At 75.8% G+C, this 16819-nt stretch carries 16 protein-coding genes; 6 read left to right on the top strand and 10 right to left on the bottom strand.

All coding sequences use genetic code 11. From position 1 onward, the window contains the following. Positions 1–42: 42 nt before the first annotated feature. Positions 43–1713 (bottom strand): amidohydrolase, encoded by a 1671-nt coding sequence (locus tag MUU72_RS17180; protein WP_248014154.1) that lies wholly within the window; start codon positions 1711–1713, stop codon positions 43–45. 128 nt (positions 1714–1841) lie between these two features. Continuing rightward, entirely contained in the window at positions 1842–3332 is a 1491-nt protein-coding gene (locus MUU72_RS17175; protein WP_248014153.1) for a purine-cytosine permease family protein, read from the bottom strand. Positions 3333–3558: 226 nt separating this feature from the next. Here MUU72_RS17175 and MUU72_RS17170 point away from each other — a divergent pair, with 226 nt between their 5' ends. The 3 genes from MUU72_RS17170 to MUU72_RS17160 all read left to right on the top strand — a co-directional run bounded on the left by MUU72_RS17170 (position 3559) and on the right by MUU72_RS17160 (position 6365). Beyond that, on the top strand, positions 3559–4164 hold the full coding sequence (locus MUU72_RS17170; RefSeq protein ID WP_248014152.1) for a TetR/AcrR family transcriptional regulator: 606 nt from the start codon (positions 3559–3561) through the stop codon (positions 4162–4164). A 67-nt stretch (positions 4165–4231) separates the two neighbouring features. Next, positions 4232–4912, top strand: coding sequence for a histone deacetylase (locus MUU72_RS17165; RefSeq protein WP_248014151.1), 681 nt, complete (start codon positions 4232–4234; stop codon positions 4910–4912). A 121-nt stretch (positions 4913–5033) separates the two neighbouring features. Next, positions 5034–6365 (top strand): phosphoribosyltransferase family protein, encoded by a 1332-nt coding sequence (locus MUU72_RS17160; RefSeq protein ID WP_248014150.1) that lies wholly within the window; start codon positions 5034–5036, stop codon positions 6363–6365. A 129-nt stretch (positions 6366–6494) separates the two neighbouring features. On the opposite strand, the gene MUU72_RS17155 is transcribed toward MUU72_RS17160, so the two are convergent. Beyond that, on the bottom strand, positions 6495–7610 hold the full coding sequence (locus MUU72_RS17155) for a baeRF3 domain-containing protein (RefSeq protein WP_248014149.1): 1116 nt from the start codon (positions 7608–7610) through the stop codon (positions 6495–6497). A 443-nt stretch (positions 7611–8053) separates the two neighbouring features. On the opposite strand from MUU72_RS17155, the gene MUU72_RS17150 reads away from it, so the two are divergent. Continuing rightward, on the top strand, positions 8054–8488 hold the full coding sequence (locus MUU72_RS17150; RefSeq protein ID WP_248014148.1) for a CBS domain-containing protein: 435 nt from the start codon (positions 8054–8056) through the stop codon (positions 8486–8488). An 81-nt stretch (positions 8489–8569) separates the two neighbouring features. Here MUU72_RS17150 and MUU72_RS17145 read toward each other — a convergent pair whose 3' ends face one another. The 3 genes from MUU72_RS17145 to MUU72_RS17135 form a co-directional block, all read right to left on the bottom strand. Beyond that, positions 8570–9820: a 4-hydroxybenzoate 3-monooxygenase gene (locus tag MUU72_RS17145; protein ID WP_282504201.1), complete on the bottom strand. Its 1251-nt coding sequence runs from the start codon at positions 9818–9820 to the stop codon at positions 8570–8572. 294 nt (positions 9821–10114) lie between these two features. After that, positions 10115–10312, bottom strand: a complete 198-nt coding sequence (locus tag MUU72_RS17140) for a CsbD family protein (protein ID WP_248014147.1) — start codon at positions 10310–10312, stop codon at positions 10115–10117. Positions 10313–10440: 128 nt separating this feature from the next. Continuing rightward, complete coding sequence (locus MUU72_RS17135; RefSeq protein ID WP_248014146.1) at positions 10441–11280, bottom strand: 3-hydroxybutyrate dehydrogenase; 840 nt, start codon at positions 11278–11280, stop codon at positions 10441–10443. A gap of 171 nt (positions 11281–11451) precedes the next feature. On the opposite strand from MUU72_RS17135, the gene MUU72_RS17130 reads away from it, so the two are divergent. Continuing rightward, positions 11452–11979, top strand: coding sequence for a hypothetical protein (locus MUU72_RS17130; protein WP_248014145.1), 528 nt, complete (start codon positions 11452–11454; stop codon positions 11977–11979). A 9-nt stretch (positions 11980–11988) separates the two neighbouring features. Here the strand turns inward: MUU72_RS17130 and MUU72_RS17125 are convergent, their stop codons facing one another. The 3 genes from MUU72_RS17125 to MUU72_RS17115 all read right to left on the bottom strand — a co-directional run bounded on the left by MUU72_RS17125 (position 11989) and on the right by MUU72_RS17115 (position 14074). After that, complete coding sequence (locus MUU72_RS17125; protein WP_248014144.1) at positions 11989–12480, bottom strand: NUDIX hydrolase; 492 nt, start codon at positions 12478–12480, stop codon at positions 11989–11991. A gap of 142 nt (positions 12481–12622) precedes the next feature. Further along, complete coding sequence (locus tag MUU72_RS17120; protein WP_248014143.1) at positions 12623–13228, bottom strand: hypothetical protein; 606 nt, start codon at positions 13226–13228, stop codon at positions 12623–12625. A 48-nt stretch (positions 13229–13276) separates the two neighbouring features. Further along, complete coding sequence (locus MUU72_RS17115) at positions 13277–14074, bottom strand: glutamate racemase (RefSeq protein ID WP_248014142.1); 798 nt, start codon at positions 14072–14074, stop codon at positions 13277–13279. 136 nt (positions 14075–14210) lie between these two features. On the opposite strand from MUU72_RS17115, the gene MUU72_RS17110 reads away from it, so the two are divergent. Continuing rightward, the gene (locus MUU72_RS17110; RefSeq protein WP_248014226.1) at positions 14211–15359 is read left to right on the top strand and encodes a glycosyltransferase; all 1149 of its coding nucleotides are present in this window, start codon (positions 14211–14213) and stop codon (positions 15357–15359) included. Positions 15360–15407: 48 nt separating this feature from the next. Here MUU72_RS17110 and MUU72_RS17105 read toward each other — a convergent pair whose 3' ends face one another. After that, entirely contained in the window at positions 15408–16775 is a 1368-nt protein-coding gene (locus MUU72_RS17105) for a TerD family protein (RefSeq protein WP_248014141.1), read from the bottom strand. Positions 16776–16819 lie beyond the last annotated feature (44 nt).

Raw genomic sequence — 16819 nt, 5'->3', positions numbered from 1 at the left:
CCGCTCCTGCACCTTTCCGCCGCCCCGGCCGGGCGCCGGGCGTCAGCCCGCGCCGCCCGCCCGGTGGACGATCTCGCCGCCGACCACGACGGTCTCCGCGACGGTGCCGGGGATCTCCTCGGGGGCGGCCCGCAGGATGTCCCGGGAGAGCACGGTGAAGTCGGCGAGCTTGCCGACGGTCAGCGAACCCCGCTCGTCCTCCAGGAAGTTGGCATAGGCCGAGCCCATCGTGTAGGCGTGCACGGCGGTCTCCACGCTGACCGTCTCCTCGGGCTGCCAGGGCGCGCCGCCGCCGAGCGGCCGGCGGGTGACGGCGGTGTAGATGCCGATCATCGGGTCCATCTCGGCGACGTTCCAGTCGCTGGAGAAGGCCAGCACCGCGCCGGCGGTGTGCAGGCTGCGCATCGGCCACGCCTTGTGCCAGCGCTCCGGGCCGACGTTCTCAGCCCAGTCCTGGCCGGGCCCGGCGATCTCCGGGGCGCAGTGCCGGGGCTGCATGCAGGCGACGACGCCCAGGGCGGCGAAGCGCGGGGTGTCGGCCGGGTCCAGGCATTCGACGTGCACGACCTGGTGGCGGGCGTCGCGCGGTCCGTTGACCGCCCGGGCCCGTTCGACGGCGTCCAGGACGGTGCGGATGCCGCGGTCGCCGGTGGCGTGCACGAAGCACTGGAAGCCGCGGGCGTCGAGCCCGACCAGCAGCTCGCCGAACTCCTCCGGGGGGTAGAAGGTCTCGCCCCGGTGGTGGCCGCAGCCGGTGTACGGCTCCAGGAGGGCCGCGGTGCGCGGTTCGACGACGTCGTCGATGTAGAGCTTGAGCGGGCCGACCCGCAGCCGGTCGTCGGCGAAGCGGCGGGCGGCGGCCGCGAAGTCGTCCAGGTCGGCGTCGGTGGTGCCGCGCGGGTGGAAGAGCGCCGCGACGATCCGCGAGCGGAGCCGGCCCTCGGCCCGGGCGCGGGCGAAGAGGGCGAGGTCGTCCAGGGAGTTCTGGGGTTCCACGACGGTGGTGATGCCGAACCGGATGGCGTCGTCCAGGCTCTTGGCGAGCCGCCCGTACTGGCGGTCGGCGGCGGCCCACGGGACACCCAGCTCCTGGAGGGCGCGGTGGCCGTCCCGGGAGAGGCCCTTGACGGCGAAGTCCTTGATGAATCCGGTGGGTTCGCCGGTCTCCGGGTCGGTCTCGGCCTCGCCGAACGGCAGGCTGGTGCGGTCCCGGTCGATGCCCAGGCGGCGCAGGGCCGCGGTGTTGAGCCAGGCGGTGTGCACGTCGTAGCTGAGGACGAAGGCGGGGGTGTCGCCGGTGGCCGGGTCCAGGTCGGTGGCGCGCGGCATCCGGCCGCCGGGGATCGCGGAGTAGTCGAAGGCTTCGGCCTCGATCCACTCGGCGTCGGGGTGGGCGGCGTGCCAGTCGCGGATCCGGCGGTGGATGGCGTCGAGGGTACGGACGCCGGCGAGCTGGACGCAGGCGTCGTCGGAGCCGAGCCGGACGTGGTTGTGGGCGTCGATGAAGCCGGGCAGCACCAGTCGGCCGCCGGCGTCGAGGACCGCGGTGTCCGGGCCGGTCCACGCGGCGGCGCCGCCGTCCGCGCCGATCCAGGCGATCCGCCCGTCGCGGACGGCGAGCGCCTGCGCCTCGGGCAGATCGGGGTCGACGGTGTGGATGCGGGCGCCGGTGAGGACCAGGTCGGCGGGGCCGGCCGGGGCGGTACGGGACATCGGGAGGGTCTCCTGGGTCGTGCGGTGGTACGGGGATGTGGGGGGCGAGGGATCTCGGGGGCGGGGAAGGGCGGGGACTCGGAGGTACGGGGCGGGGCGGCGCCGGGCTGCGGCAGCCGGGGTGCGGCTCAGGCCGCCGGGTGGGGCGCGGCCTCGGGCGGGGCGGGGAACGGGGTGGTGGCGGCGACCGTCCGGCGGGCGAGCGCCCAGTAGACGAGGCCGGCGACCGGCGCGCCGAGGAGGGTGAGGTCGGCGCCGCCCAGGGGGGCCACCAACGGACCGGTCCACAGGTCGGAGTGGCAGGTCAGGGCGGCGAAGAGCATGCCGGTCAGCAGGGCCGCCAGGCCCGCGGGGTGGTAGCCGGCGCGGTACCAGTAGCCGCCGGCCGGCCCGCTGTGCAGGGCGCGGGTGTCGTAGCGGCAGCGGCGCATCAGCATGTCGGCGAGGAAGACGCCGCCCCAGGGTGCGAAGACGATGATCAGCAGGGAGAGGAAGGAGAGCAGCGACTCGGTGAAGTCGGTGAGGAAGAGGGCGCCCAGCGCGCCGAGCGCGGTGACCGCGGCACTGATCCAGATCGCCTTGGCACGGCTCCAGGGGATGCCCAGGACCTGGAGGTTCAGGCTGGAGGAGTAGAGCGTGATGATCGAGTTGGTGACCGAGCCGAGGAGCACCAGGGCGAGGAAGACGGCCTGGAACCACCCCGGGAGCAGCCGCTCGGTCCCGGCCACCGCGTCGGTCATCTCGGTGCGGGTCGCCGCGGCCGCCCCGATGACGCCGAGCGCGGCCGAGGAGAGGAAGCCGCCGAGCGCGCCCCACCAGGTCAGCGCGCGCAGCGAGGTGGTCCGCGGCAGGTAGCGGGTGTAGTCGGCGGGCATCGGCACGTACGAGACGGGGCCGGCGAGCATGACGACGAAGGCCAGGCTCCAGCCCGCGGCGCCGGCGGGGCCGGCCGGGGCGGTGGCGTGCACACCGGGGACCACCAGCACCAGCAGCGCGGCGAAGCCGGCGGCCAGGACGTAGGCCATCTGGCGTTCGGCGAACTGGACGGTGGCGTGGCCCCACATGGCGACCGCGAAGGTCAGCGCGAGGGTGATCAGCAGGGCCAGCGCGCGGGCGGCGGCGCCCCCGTGCCAGCCGAGGTCGGCGAAGAAGGCTTCCAGGGCGAGGGTGCCGACGACCGTGCTGACGATGGTGTAGCCGATGCTGACGATCCAGTTGAGCAGTCCGGCGGGCCAGTTGCCGCGGACGCCGAAGGCGGCCCGGGAGATCACCAGGGTGGCGGTGCCGGTGCGGACGCCGCTGAGGCCGGCCGCGCTGATGGCGAAGAAGGACAGCCCGCCGAGCACGATGACGGCGGTGGCCTGCCAGAAGGTCAGTCCGAAGGAGACCGCCAGGGCGCCGTTGATCACGTAGGTGAAGGTGAGGTTGGAGCCGAACCACAGCCAGAAGACGTCCTTGGCGCTGCCGTGCCGCTCCCCGTCCGGGATCGGGTCGATGCCGTGGGTCTCGACCCGGAAGACCTCGTCGGTCTCCGGCGGGCCCGCGGCGCGGTGCCGGTCCGCGGCACCGTCCGGATCGGCGGTGCCGGTCCTCCCGGTGTCCGGCTGCTGCTGTGCCATCGCGCCCGCCTCTCCGCACCCACCCGCGGTGCATGCCTGTACGTGCCGGCCGAACGCCGAACGTTCTTGAACGCCGTTCTTGAATGCCGTTCTAATTTCTAGAACGGCATTCAAGATGTGGGACGACTCCCCCGCCCGTCAAGACCCCTGCGCGAAGTCGCCGGTAGGGTCGGCCGGAGGCGGCGGCGGGCAGCGGGCCGGCGGACACGAGCGAAAGGCACTCAAGGTGGCGCGGGCGGCACGACGGCGCGACGGGCACATCGCCCGGGAGCGGATGCTGGAGGAGGCGATGGCGGCCATCGCCGAGGACGGGCTGGCCGCGCTCACCATGTCCGCCCTCGCCGAGCGGCTGGGCACCAGCGGCGGCCACATCCTGTACTACTTCGGCAGCAAGGACCTGCTGCTGCTGGAGGCGCTGCGCTGGAGCGAGGCGGCGCTCGCCGGGGAGCGCGCGGACCTGCTGGCGCGGCGGCTCACCGCCGAGCGCAAACTCGACCTCTTCCTGGAGCTCTACCTCCCGCGCGGGCCGCGCGACGCGCGCTGGATGCTGTGGATCGAACTGTGGGCCCGCACCCCCGCCAACGAGGCGCTGCACCGCGCCCAGGAGGAGATGGACCAGGGCTGGCAGGACGATCTGGCGGCGCTGCTGGCCAAGGGCGCGGCGCGCGGCCGGTTCGCCCCCCTGGACCCGGCCGCGCGGGCCGGTGAACTCCTCGCCCTGCTGGACGGGTTGAGCACCCGGGTGGTCCTCGGGCAGCGCGGTACGGACCGCGCACGGGCCCTGGCCACCGCCCGCGCGGCGGCCCGCCGGCTGGTCCCCCGCCCGGCGTGACCGGCCCGCTCCGCACCGGGCCGCTCCGCACCGGGCCGCCGCCCTCCCCCGGCGCTACCGTGGGGGCATGACCGCGCCCGCAGTCCGCACCCTGGAGCCGCTCACCCCGGAGGGGCGGGCGCCGCACCCGGGCCCGGTGACCCGCGTCTGGTACGCCGCCTACGGCTCCAACACGCATCCCGCGCGGCTCGCCCGCTACCTCACCGGTGGCCGGCCGCCGGGCGGGCGGCGGGCCACCCCGGGGTGTCGCGACCCCCGCCCGCCGCACCGCACCGCCCCCGTCCTGCTCCGCGGACGGCTCTACTTCGCCACCGAGTCCGCGCTGTGGACCGGCGGCCGGGCCTTCTACGACCCCGATGCGGACGGCGAACTCCCGGCCCACGCCTATCTCCTGACACTGGCTCAGTTCTCCGACATCGCGGCCCAGGAGATGTACCGGGCGCCGGGCGGGGACCTCGACCCGGCGCCGGTACTGCGCACCGGCCGGGCCACCCTGGGCCCGGGGCGCTACGAGACGCTGGTCTGCCCCGGCCGGCTCGACGGCCACCCGGTGCTGACGTTCACCGCGCCCTGGCGCTGCACGGACGTCCCGCCGAACCCGCCGTCCGCCGCCTACCTGCGCCATATCGCCGCCGGGATCGGTGCCGCGCACGGCTGGCCGCCGCACCGGACCGCGGCCTTCCTCGCCTCCTGCCCCGGGGTGCGCCCCCGGTGGACGGTCCCGGAGATCGTGGCGCTGCTGGGGTGAGGGGCGTACCGGCGGGGTGCCGGGCGCACCGGCCCCGACTTGCGGAGCCCGGACAACCGGGCTATCCCGGACATAGGTGTGGACGTGGCTTGCCGTCTCCCCTGGGTAGGGGGTGCACACTGTGCTGTTCACCGACCGCGCGGACGCCGGACGGCGGCTCGCCGAGGCGCTGCGTCATCTGGAGCAGGAAGAACCCGTCGTCCTGGGCCTGCCCCGCGGCGGGGTACCGGTGGCCTATCAGGTGGCCCGGGCGCTGCACGCCCCCCTCGATGTGATCGTGGTCCGCAAGCTCGGCGTCCCGTACCACCGGGAGCTGGGCTTCGGCGCGATCGGCGAGGGCGGGGTGCGGATCCTGAGCGAGGACATCATCCGCCGCGGCCGGGTGGCCCGGGACGACGTGGCGGCGGTCCAGCGCACCGAGGAGGCCGAACTGGCGCGGCAGGCCGGGCGGTTCCGGGCCGGCCGGGAACGGCTGCCGCTGACCGGCCGCACCGCGATCGTGGTGGACGACGGCATCGCGACCGGCGCGACCGCGGCGGCCGCCTGCCAGGTGGTCCGCGCGCAGGGCGCCGACCGGGTCGTCCTCGCCGTCCCGGTGGCCCCGCCGGACGCCGCCGCGCGCCTGCGCACCGCGGCCGACGAGTTCGTCTGCCTGTCCACGCCGTACGCGTTCTCCGCGGTGGGCGAGTGGTACGAGGACTTCTCGCAGACCTCGGACGACGAGGTGGTCGCGCTGCTGGCCCGGGCCGCGGCGGACACCGCGCCGCGAACCCCCGCGGCGGCCGGCCGCCGGACCGCCGCGGGCCGCGGGGCGGTCGGCACCGAGGAGGTGCGGATCGCGGCGGGGCGGGTGCGGCTGGCCGGGGACCTGACCCGGACGGTGCCGGGCGGACCGGTGGTGATGTTCGCCCACGGCTCCGGCAGCAGCCGGCACAGCCCGCGCAACCGCGCGGTGGCCGCCGAGCTGAACCGCGCGGGCCTGGGCACCCTCCTCTTCGACCTGCTCACCCCGGCCGAGGAGGCCAACCGCGCCAACGTCTTCGACATCGAGACGCTGGCCCGCCGGCTGGCCGACGCCACCCGCTGGCTGCGCGACCGGGAGCCGGGCCCGATCGGCTACTTCGGCGCCAGCACCGGCGCCGCGGCCGCCCTGCGGGCCGCCGCCTACCCGGACGCGGACGTCGGCGCGGTGGTCTCCCGGGGCGGCCGCCCCGACCTCGCGGGCCGTTCGCTGCTGGGCTCCGTCCAGGCCCCGACACTGCTGATCGTCGGCGGCGCCGACACCCTGGTACTGGACCTCAACCGCCAGGCACAGTCGGCACTGACCTGCGAGAACAGACTGGAGATCGTGCCCGGCGCGACCCATCTCTTCGAGGAACCGGGCGCCTTGGACCAGGTATCCGCCCTCGCCACCGACTGGTTCACCCGGCACTTCCGCATGCAGCCGGCATAGGGCCACAGGGCCACAGGGCCACAGGGCCACAGGGCCACAGCGTCAACGGCAACAGGGGCAACAGGGCCACAGCGGCGGGGCCCGCGGACGGCCGGTCCGTCCGCGGGCCCCGTCACCGGTGCGCGCCGCTCAGTACCGCAGCGTCCCGGCGATCCCGCCCACCTCGGCGAGTGCGCCGTCGGGGACGAACCGCACGTCGGCGCCGGTGTCCAGGGACCGCTCGACGATGTCGTCCACGATGTCGTCCACGGCGTCCGGCTCGCCGGGCTCGGCGGGCGTCAGGTGGCCGCCGGCCTCGCGCACGGTCTCCCGGTAGTTCTCCTCGACGGCGAGCAGCGCGACCCGGCCGACGTCCGCGCTCTGCCGGATCTCGTCGACGCCCGCGGCGAACGCCCGGCGGCCGCGGGCCCGGTCCAGTTCGGCCAGCACCTCGGCGACTTCGGCCTCGGCGCGCTTCTCGGCGTACGGGCGGAGCGCCTGCCACAGCGCCTCCGGGGGGCCGGCGGACAGTCCCGCCTGGGGCACCTGCGTCACGTCGTTCCGGGGGCCCGGGCCGCCCCGCACGGCGGTCCCGGCGTCGTCGAGGAGGGCCAGCGCCACCGGCCCGCCGACGACGTACAGCGGCCGCGGGTCGGTGCGCAGGACGGCCGCCAGCGCGGTGTCCGCCTCCCGCAGGAACTTCCGGGTGTGCTCGGCGCTGAAGGTGCTGGGGACGTTCCCCACCTGCAACTGGTCCTCCGGATCGGGGTCGGTGAGGTCGCGGGTGCGCGGGAAGCCGCCGCGGCGGGCCTCGGAGATCCGGTCGCCGGTACCACTCCACAGGCTGACGCGGCCGGCGGACAGGGCCAGCACCCAGTAGGGGCGCTCGGCCGCGTGCGCGGCGACGAGGTTGCGGGTGAGGAAGGTGTCGGAGAGCACCACCCGGGCCGGTACGGTGCGGCCCAGCGACCACACCTGGTGCTCGCCCGGGGCGGCGAAGACGGCCAGGCCGTCCTCGGCGTAGGTCAGGTCGATCTCCGCCGCCGCCCGGTCCAGCTGCTCGCCGACGTCCATCCGGCGCTCCCGGGTGACCTGCGGGTCGGCCTGGAGCCGTTCCTTGGCCTCGGCGATCAGGTTCCGCAGCACGACGCGGTCCTGGGCGTTGTCGGGCTCCCGGCGGTGCGTGGGCAGCAGCACCGTCACGGCCGGATACGGCCGCGGGCGGCGGAGTTTGGCGAGGTCGGCAGAGCTGAGCGCAGCATGCATCGGAACCCTTCTTTCGCTGAACGGATTCACGGATTCGCCGAACGGATTCGGGGGCCGGCCGGGCGGGCGGTGCCGGACCGCGGGAGGAGGGGCACCGGGCTGGGAACGGCCGGCCACACTAAGCACGATATGCCCGTTTCCCTGGTGGGGCAGCAGGTGCCGGGGGTGCCCGCTGCGGCCCGTCCGGGGCGGGAACTCCGGCCCGCCGCACGGCATCCCGGCCCCGGAAGCGACCTTGCGGCATCCGTGGTGTCATCGAAGGGAAGACGCCCTGCGAACCACGCGGACGCCATGCGAGGGGGACCGGGGAACACCGGAGCCCGGGGCCCTCGGGCCCGGGCACCGAAGCGGCGCGGAAGCCGCCCGGAGTCCCACCGGCAGCCCGAAGTCCGAAGCAACCCGAAGTAGCCGTAAGGAAGAACGCTGCGACAGCGGGAGGAATCATGGCCGGCAACCTGCGAGCCCGGGACATCATGACCGGTGGCGTGCAATGCGTCGGCGCGCACCAGTCCTTGAAGGACGCGGCGCAGATGATGCGCGACCTGAAGGTCGGCGCGCTGCCCATCTGCGGCGACAACAACAAGCTGGCGGGCATGGTCACCGACCGTGACATCGTCATCAAGTGCTGCGCCGAGGGCATCGACCCGGCGACCGTGCAGGCCGGCAGCCTGCAGAGCAAGATCCACTGGATCGACGCGGACGCGGACGCCGGTGAGGTCCTGCGCACCATGGAGCAGCACCGGATCAAGCGCCTCCCGGTGATCGACGTCCAGGGCGGCCACCAGTTGGTGGGCATGATCACCGAGGCCAACCTGGCCAAGAACCTCTCCGACGCGCAGGTCGCCGAGTTCGCCACCCGGGTCTACGCGACCGCCTGACCCGGCGGGCGGTGCCCCGCCCGCACCGCGGCCGGGCGGGGCACCGCACCCGCGCACCGCGCCCGGCCCCCGCCGGCCGGGCTACAGATCCGCGTCCTCGCCGAGGTACAGACCGGCGAACGCCTTGGCCGCGGCCTCCGAGCCGAGCAGCCGGCGCAGCCGGGCGGTGGCCGTACCGGCCCGGAACCGGTCACCGGACGAGGCGCCGTGCAGCACCTGCGAGAGCCACTGCGAGAACTCCAGGTACTGCCAGACCCGCCGCAGGCAGGCCGCCGAGTAGCCGGCCAGCCGCCGGCCGTCGCCCCGGTGGTCGGCGATCAGCGCCGCGGCGAGTTCCAGTGCGTCGTTGAGCGCGAGGTTCATGCCCTTCGCCGCGATCGGCGCCACCAGGTGGGCCGCGTCGCCGGCCAGGTGGAGCCGGCCGTACGCCATGGGCTCCACCACGTAGTCGTGCATCGCCAGCACGGTCTTCTCGGTCAGCGGGCCCTCGCGCAGCGGCCGGGCGCCGTCGGCGGCGAGCCGGGCCCGCAGCTCCGACCACACCCGCTCGTCGGGCCAGTCCGCCGCCCGGTCCCCGGCCCCGATCTCCAGGTAGTAGCGGGTGACGTGGGCGCTGCGCGCCATGTGCGCGCCGAATCCGCGCGGGTGGATGCCGAAGACCACCCCGTCCGCGGACGGCGGCGCCTCGGCCAGCACGGCGAGCCAGGCGACGCCGTGGTCGTGCCGGGTGATCCGCACCCGGTCCCCGGGTATCGCCGCCCGGCTGACGCCCCGCGCCCCGTCGGCGCCCACGATGTGGTCGCAGGCGATCCGGTGCCGCCGGCCGGTGTCCGGATCGCGGTAGGAGACCGCGGGCCGCTCCCCGTCGAGGCCGTGCAGCCGGACATCCCGCACCCCGAAGCGGATGGCCCCGCCCGCCCGGTCCGCGTACGCCGCGAGGAGATCACCGACCAGCAGGGGCTGCGGGTAGACGAAGTGCCGCCGCCCGGACAGCCGCGCGGTCCGCACGCTGTGCCGCTCCCCGTCGAAGCGGAACTCGAACTCCCCCTGCGTCTCGGCCTGTTGCAGAATCCGGTCGGCCAGCCCGTGCCGGGCGAGCGCGCGCACCGCCCACTCCTCGACGAATCCGGCGCGCGGCCGCCGCTCGATGAACTCCCGGCTCTCCGCCTCCAGTACGACGCACGCGACACCGGCCGCCCGCAGCACATTGGCCACGGTGAGCCCGGCGGGCCCGGCCCCGATGACGACGACGGCGGTCCGGGACGCGGCCTCACCCTCCGGGGCGCCGGACGAAGCGGAACCGGGGGAAGGAGGAGACGACGAGGCCGGCAGCGGGGACCGGGAGGAAGCGGAGGGCGACGAGGGAGAGGGGGAGGAAGGGGAGGAGGTCACGGCGGCGGATCCCTTCGGCCGGGCGGAAGATCGCTCGCAGTATGGCGGTTGGCCGAAACCGATCCCCCGGCGCCCCGGTCCCCGACGCCCGCCCGCCCCCGGCATTCCCACCCGGGTCCCGCCATATCCGTACGCACTCCCGCCGCAGCCCGTCCCCTCGGGAGCCGCGGACACCGCGCGGGCCCCCGTGGCGGTGCGCCACGGGGGCCCGGTGGGCGGCTGCGCCGCGGTGGGTCAGGAGATGTCGTCCCGGCCCTTGAGGGAGTCCTTCGTGCCGCGCACGTTCTCCTTGGCGTCCCGCATGGCGTTCTTGGCCTTGCCCTTGGCCTGGTCGCCGCGGCCCTCGGCGGCCATCCGCTCGTTGCCGGTGGCCTTGCCCACCGCCTCCTTGGCCTTGCCCTTGATCTTGTCCGTCGCGCCCTTGCCAGCCATGCCGAACTCCTTCGTCGCACACTGAGGAAGCCCCCGGAGGGGGTGAAGTCCCGGGGTGGGAAGCTTCGCCACCACGCTGCCGCAGCTCCCCCGGCCCCGCATCCGGAGCCGGGGCCCGCCCGCGCTCCTCAGTGCGCGGTCCAGCCCCCGTCCAGGGCCAGCGACGTCCCGGTGACGAACGACGCCTGCGGCGAGCACAGATACGCCACCGCCTCCGCGACCTCCTCGGGCTCGATGAGCCGTTTGAGGGCCGAGTCGGCCAGCAGCACCTCGGTCAGCACCCGTTCCTCGGTGATCCCGTGCGCGGCCGCCTGGTCGGCGATCTGCCGCTCCACCAGGGGCGTACGGACATAGCCGGGGTTCACGCAGTTGCTGGTCACGCCGTGCGCGGCGCCCTCCAGCGCGGCGGTCTTCGACAGCCCCTCCAGCCCGTGCTTGGCGGCCACGTACGCCGACTTGAACGGCGAGGCCCGCAGCCCGTGCACCGACGAGACGTTCACGATCCGGCCCCAGCCGCGCGCGTACATGTGCGGCAGCGCCCCGCGCAGCAGCCGGAACGGCGCCTCCAACATCACCGTCAGCACCTCGTGGAACACCTCGGGCGGAAAGTCCTCGATGGGCCGGACGAGTTGGATCCCGGCGTTGTTGACCAGCACGTCACTGCCGGCCGCGGCCCGCTCGGCGGCGTCCAGGTCGGTGAGGTCCAGCGGGTGCGGCTCGATGGCGCCGGGGGTGTCTCCGGGCACATCGGCGACCAGGGCGGCGAGCCCGGCGGCGTCCCGGTCCACCGCCCGCACGGTGGCCCCGGCGGCCGCCAGCCGCCGGGCACAGGCCCGGCCTATACCGCTGGCGGCACCGGTGACCAGGGCGGTCCGGCCGCGCAGGTCCAGGGCCGCGGGCCCGGCGGCGACGGGGGCCGGAGAGGGAGTGGGGGCGGTGGGCGTGGCGGGGTTGCTGATCGCGGTCATCCGGGCATGATCGCAGCGGCGGCCGCGCCGCGACAGGCCCCCTGCGGGCCGGCCCCGGGCGGTCCGGGGTTCACCCGGATGGCCGCTCTGGATCGCCCCGCCCCCGCGCGCCTCCTAGCGTCGTACGACGCAGCGCGCCGACTGCGCACCGCCGCACCGAGGAGGCCGACCATGCGGAGGCTCATCACCGTGCCGACTGTGCTGCTCGCCCTCACCGCCGCCGGCTGCGGAAGCGGAACGGACCGCGGGGAGGCGCCGGCCAGCGCCGCCGCGTCCGACCCGGGCACCGGGGGCGCACCGGAACCGGAGGGCTCCCCCACGGTGCCGGGCCAGCCGGTGGGCTGCGGGAACATCGCCGACGCGCTGGGCCGGGCGCACGGCGTGGCGCTGTTCGCCGACCCGGGCGCGGCCGGCACGGTGGGCTGCACCGAGGCGCGGACGGTGATGAAGGAGTTCTTCCGGCGCGATCCGCCGCGGTCGGGCGGCCACCACGGACCGCTCGCGGTGAGCGGCTGGTCGTGCCGGTACGACGGCGGCCCGACCGGCACCTGGATCACCGCCTGCCGCAAGGGCGAGCGCGCCATGCACACCGAGGAGGCCGCCGAGGACTCCCCCGGCGGCCCGCCGGACGGCTCCGAGCAGCCCGGCCCCGAGGACCCCTCGCTGCCCATGGACGAACCGTCGACGACCGAGCTGTGACCGAGGCCGCTACCCGGCCCGCACCGGCTCCGCCATCCCCCGGAACCACGTCGGCCCGGCCTCCAGCGCCCTGCGGACCCGGGTCAGCGCGAAGTCGTCCAGCTCCGGCAGGGCGTCCACGGAGAACCAGCCGACCTCCAGCGACTCCTCGTCGTTGACCCGCGCCTCCCCGCCGACCGCCCGGCAGCGCAGCGTCACGTCCATGAACTGGCACCGGTCGCCGTTGGGGTACCGGACCGGCTCCACGGCCTCGACGAGCACCACGCACTCCGGGACGACCTGGACCGCGGTCTCCTCGTACACCTCGCGGACGGCCGTCTCGGCGGGCTGCTCGCCGGGCTCCGGGATGCCGCCGATCACCGACCAGCGGCCGCTGTCGGCGCGTCTGCCCAGCAGCACCCGGCCCGCGTCGTCGAGGACGACGGCGCTCACCCCGGGCAGCCACAGCAGCCGCGTCCCGATGGCGGTCCGGAGGTCACGGATGAATTCGGGGGTTGCCATGGTCCCGACCCTACGGGACGGACCGCCCGGGAACCCGTACCGGACCCCTCCGGCGCCCAAGGGGGTGTCCGCAAAGTCCCGTCTGCCGTCCGGCGCCCGGCCGCCCTCCGGGCGAACGACGTGACGTCACGGACGCCCCCTACTAGGTCGCCCGGCGGAGCCGGAGCCGCTCCCGGATGCACGCCACCGCGGCCTCGGCGTCGTCCACGGTGACGGTGAAGGTCCGGCCGTCGCCGAGCCGGAGCACCATCCCCTCGCCGCGGCGGACGACCACCGCGGTGCCCTGCTCGGGGCGCCAGCGGTAGCCCCAGCCGCCCCACTGGCGCGGGGTGACCCGGGGCGCGAGGTCCACGCCCACGACGGAGTCCAGCGGTATCCGGCGGCGCGGCACCCCCATGTGGCCGCACCGCACCTCCAGGTGCTCGTCATCGACCCGGACCGCGACGTGCACGAAGGCGAGCGTGCCGAACAGCACCAGCAGACCGGCCGCGACACAGCCGACCACCGCCATCACCAGGGGCGCCAGGCCGGAGGTCCAGGTGCTGTTCACGGCGAGGTCGACGCCCAGCGCCAGGCAGGCCGCGCCCACCGCGGCCAGCAGCCACTGGACGCGGTTGGTGGCCCGGCCGTGCCAGACCGCGGGGATCTTCGCACCGCAGGGCCCGGCCGGACGGCCGCCGGCCGGGACGCGCTGGGTGCCGCCGTGCTCACCGGGGGCAGCGGCCCCCTCCTGGGGGTGGTCCCTCATGAGTCGCAGGGTACGCGCCTTCGCACCCCGCGGCAGGGTGCCGGGAGGTCAGGCGGTGGGCGGGGCGGACGGGACCGCGCCGGCCAGCAGGCGGCCCTCCGCGTAGGCCAGGACGACGTCGGGCAGCGGGCCCGGACGGCCGCTGAGGAGGACCCGGAGGCCGCCGGTGGGCGCGGCCGCGGGGGCGGGCTCGGCGCCGATCCGGCGCAGCGCCTGGGCGGCGACCGCCTCGGCGGAGCCGTGCAGCACCAGCGGCGGGGTGCCGGGCTGCTGGAGCGCGGCGCGGATCCGCTCGGCCACCAGCTCGTAGTGGGTGCAGCCCAGAACGACGGCCCGGATGTCGCGCGGGGTCAGCCGGGCCGCGGCGGCCACCGCGGCGTCGATCGCGGCCTCGTCGGCCCGCTCCACGGCGTCGGCGAGCCCCGGGCAGGGCACGCCGGTGACCGCGACGCCCTGCGCGAAGCGGGCGATCAGGTCCTTCTGGTACGGGCTGCCGGTGGTGGCGGGGGTGGCCCAGATGGCGACCGGGCCGCCGCCGGCCGCGGCCGGCTTGATCGCCGGGACGGTGCCGATGACGGGGATGACCGGTTCCAGCTCGGCGCGGAGCGCGGGCAGCGCGTGCACGGAGGCGGTGTTGCAGGCGACGATCAGCGCGTCCGGGCGGTGCGCGGCGGCGGCCCGGGCCACGTCGAGGGCGCGGGCGGTGACGTCGTCGGGGGTGCGCGGCCCCCAGGGCAGGCCGTCGGGGTCGGTCGAGAGGACCAGATCCGCGTCCGGCCGCAGGCGCCGTACGGCGGCGGCCGCCGGGAGCAGGCCCGTTCCGGAGTCCATCAGCGCGATCTTCACCCGGACACTTTACTCAACGGTCCGTCCCGCTTGTCATACCGGGGCGGGAAGGACCATAAGGGGCGGACGGCCCGCGCCGCGTGTCGGGCACCGGTCGGCGGCGGCCCCCGTGGGGCAGACTGCGGCCGTGGAAGCGATGGTGTGGATCGGTGCCGGGTCGCTGCTCGCCTGGCTGTGGCTGCTGCTGGGGCAGGGCTTCTTCTGGCGGACCGACGTCCGGCTGCCGCCCCGCCGGGACCCCGCGCGCTGGCCGTCCGTCGCGGTGGTGGTGCCGGCCCGCGACGAGGCGGCCGTGCTGCCCGCGAGCCTGCCGTCGCTGCTGGCGCAGAAGTACCCGGGCCGGGCCGGGGTCTTCCTCGTCGACGACGGCAGCACCGACGGCACCGGCGCGCTCGCCCGCGACCTGGCCGCCGCGCGCGGCGGACTCCCGCTGACCGTCACCGCCCCCGGCGACCCCGAACCGGGCTGGACCGGCAAGCTGTGGGCCCTCCGGCACGGCATCGCGCTGGCCCGGGAGCACCTGGCGCCCGAGTACCTGCTGCTGACCGACGCGGACATCGCTCACGAGCCGGACAGCCTGCGGGAGTTGGTGGCCGCGGCCCGCTCGGCGGACCTGGACCTGGTGTCGCAGATGGCCCGGCTGCGGGTGGCGACCGGCTGGGAACGGCTGATCGTCCCGGCGTTCGTGTACTTCTTCGGGCAGCTCTACCCCTTCCGGTGGGTGAACCGGCGCGGGGCCCGGACCGCGGCGGCGGCCGGCGGCTGCGTCCTGCTGCGGACGGCGGCGGCGGAGCGGGCGGGCGTCCCGGAGGCGATCCGGCACGCGGTGATCGACGACGTGTCACTGGCCCGGGCGGTGCAGCGGTCCGGCGGCTCGCTCTGGCTGGGGCTCGCGGACCACGTCACCAGCGTCCGCCCCTATCCCCGGCTGGCGGAGCTGTGGCGGATGGTGTCCCGCAGCGCCTACGCCCAGCTGCGGCACCGGCCGCTGCTCCTGCTGGGCACGGTCCTGGGGCTGGCCCTGGTCTACCTCGTGCCGCCGGCCGCCCTGGTGGTCGGGCTGGCGGCCGGCGACCCGGTGGTGGCGGCGCTGGGCGGCGCGGCCTGGGCCGTGATGTGCGGCACGTACCTGCCGATGCTGCGCTACTACCGGCAGCCTCCGTGGGCGGCACCGCTGCTCCCGTTCACCGCGCTGCTGTACCTCCTGATGACGGTGGACTCGGCGGTGCGGCACCACCGGGGCCGCGGCGCCGCCTGGAAGGGCCGCACCTACGGGGCGCCCTAGGCGATGTCCCAGGAGGTGTCCGCGTAATCCCCTCCCTTGGCGCGGCCGTCACTTGGCGGCCGGGGACCAGTTCAGGCCCCAGCCGTAGGCGTGGTCGACGGTGCGCTGGGGGCTGACGCCGGGCTCGGGGACCAGGTAGCGGGCCTCGCGCTGGACGACCAGTTCGCCGCCGGTGTTGGTGATCAGGGCCAGCGCGCAGACCGTGGCCGGGACGGTGCAGGCGTCGAGCGAGAACTCGATCGGGGCGCCGTGCTGCGGCCGCAGCGTGACGGTGGCGTCCAGGCCCTCGAAGCTGCGGGCACCGGCGTAGATCGTCACGAAGATCAGGATGCGCCGGAAGCGGGCCTGGTGGTCGAGGTTGACGGTGAGGTTCTCGCCGGTGGCGACGGCGCCGGTGCGGTCGTCGCCGTCGAGCAGGATGTACGGCGGGGCGTGCAGGGCGCCGAACGCCTGGGCGAGCGGGTGCACCACGCCGGCCGAGCCGTCGGTGAACTCGTACAGCGCGCACAGGTCGAGGTCGAGGTCGCCGGAGGGCGGCAGCAGCGCACCGCGGGCGCCCAGCGCCTCCATCGCCTTGCGGCCGAGCTTCTTGGTGAAGCGCTTGCCGGCGCCGCCCGCGGACCAGTTGAGGTTGACCCGCAGCGTGCCGGAGGTGCCGCCCTGCTTCGTCAGCGAGACGGCCGGCGCGTCCTTCGTGAGGGTGACTTTGGTCAGCCGGACCGGAGCGGGGGCGGGGGCCGCCGGGACGGGGGCCGCCGGGGGCGGGACGGACAGCACCGGGGGCGCGGGCGCGGCGGGCGGCGGGGCCATCGGCGGCGCGGGCGGCGGGATCACCGGGGGCGCGGCGGGCGGGGCCGCCGGGGGCGCGGCGGGCGGGACCGCCGGGGGCTCGTCCGCGGCGACGCTGATGCCGAAGTCGGTGGCCAGCCCGGCGAGCCCGGTGGCGTACCCCTGGCCCACCGCGCGGAACTTCCAGCCGCCCTGGCGGCGGTACAGCTCGCCGAGCACGAAGGCGGTCTCCGTGGTGGCGTCCTGACTGTCGAACCGGGCGATTTCGGCACCGCCGGCGGCGTCCAGCACCCGGACGTACAGGCCGGGCACCGCGCCGAAGCTGCCGCCGTCGGCGGAGGCGGCCAGCACCACGGTGTCCACCGCGGGCTCGACGGCGGCGAGATCCACCCGGAGGGTGTCGGTCATCGCGCCGCCGGCCGGCCGCTTCCCCTCGTGGCGCACCGCGCCGGAGGCGTGCGCGGGCTGGTTGTAGAAGACGAAGTCGGCGTCGCCGCGGACCCGGCCGGAGACCAGCAGCAGCGCCGAGGCGTCCACGTCCGGCGCGCCGGGGGCCGCCCGCCAGCCCAGCTCCACCCGCACCGCCGGTGCCGGAACGGGGACATTGCCGCCCTTGAGCATCGCCATCGCCGCACCTTCCTGTCGTCCCTGTCGTCCCTGCACTGCCTGCC

This window comes from Streptomyces rhizoryzae, assembly GCF_023155275.1.
GTDB lineage: Bacteria > Actinomycetota > Actinomycetes > Streptomycetales > Streptomycetaceae > Streptomyces > Streptomyces rhizoryzae.
The sequence above is the reverse complement of the archived record's forward strand: the minus strand, read 5'-3'. Positions and strand labels throughout refer to the sequence as shown.

Bases quoted from the DNA above. Each gene is read 5' to 3' on its own strand.
- MUU72_RS17105 (WP_248014141.1), bottom strand. From the start codon at position 16,775: ATGGCGATGCTCAAGGGCGGCAATGTCCCCGTTCCGGCACCGGCGGTG.
- MUU72_RS17140 (WP_248014147.1), bottom strand. From the start codon at position 10,312: ATGGCTGGCAAGGGCGCGACGGACAAGATCAAGGGCAAGGCCAAGGAG.
- MUU72_RS17120 (WP_248014143.1), bottom strand. From the start codon at position 13,228: ATGAGGGACCACCCCCAGGAGGGGGCCGCTGCCCCCGGTGAGCACGGC.
- MUU72_RS17135 (WP_248014146.1), bottom strand. From the start codon at position 11,280: ATGACCGCGATCAGCAACCCCGCCACGCCCACCGCCCCCACTCCCTCT.
- MUU72_RS17165 (WP_248014151.1), top strand. From the start codon at position 4,232: ATGACCGCGCCCGCAGTCCGCACCCTGGAGCCGCTCACCCCGGAGGGG.
- MUU72_RS17130 (WP_248014145.1), top strand. From the start codon at position 11,452: ATGCGGAGGCTCATCACCGTGCCGACTGTGCTGCTCGCCCTCACCGCC.
- MUU72_RS17175 (WP_248014153.1), bottom strand. From the start codon at position 3,332: ATGGCACAGCAGCAGCCGGACACCGGGAGGACCGGCACCGCCGATCCG.
- MUU72_RS17155 (WP_248014149.1), bottom strand. From the start codon at position 7,610: ATGCATGCTGCGCTCAGCTCTGCCGACCTCGCCAAACTCCGCCGCCCG.
- MUU72_RS17180 (WP_248014154.1), bottom strand. From the start codon at position 1,713: ATGTCCCGTACCGCCCCGGCCGGCCCCGCCGACCTGGTCCTCACCGGC.
- MUU72_RS17125 (WP_248014144.1), bottom strand. From the start codon at position 12,480: ATGGCAACCCCCGAATTCATCCGTGACCTCCGGACCGCCATCGGGACG.
- MUU72_RS17110 (WP_248014226.1), top strand. From the start codon at position 14,211: ATGGTGTGGATCGGTGCCGGGTCGCTGCTCGCCTGGCTGTGGCTGCTG.
- MUU72_RS17150 (WP_248014148.1), top strand. From the start codon at position 8,054: ATGGCCGGCAACCTGCGAGCCCGGGACATCATGACCGGTGGCGTGCAA.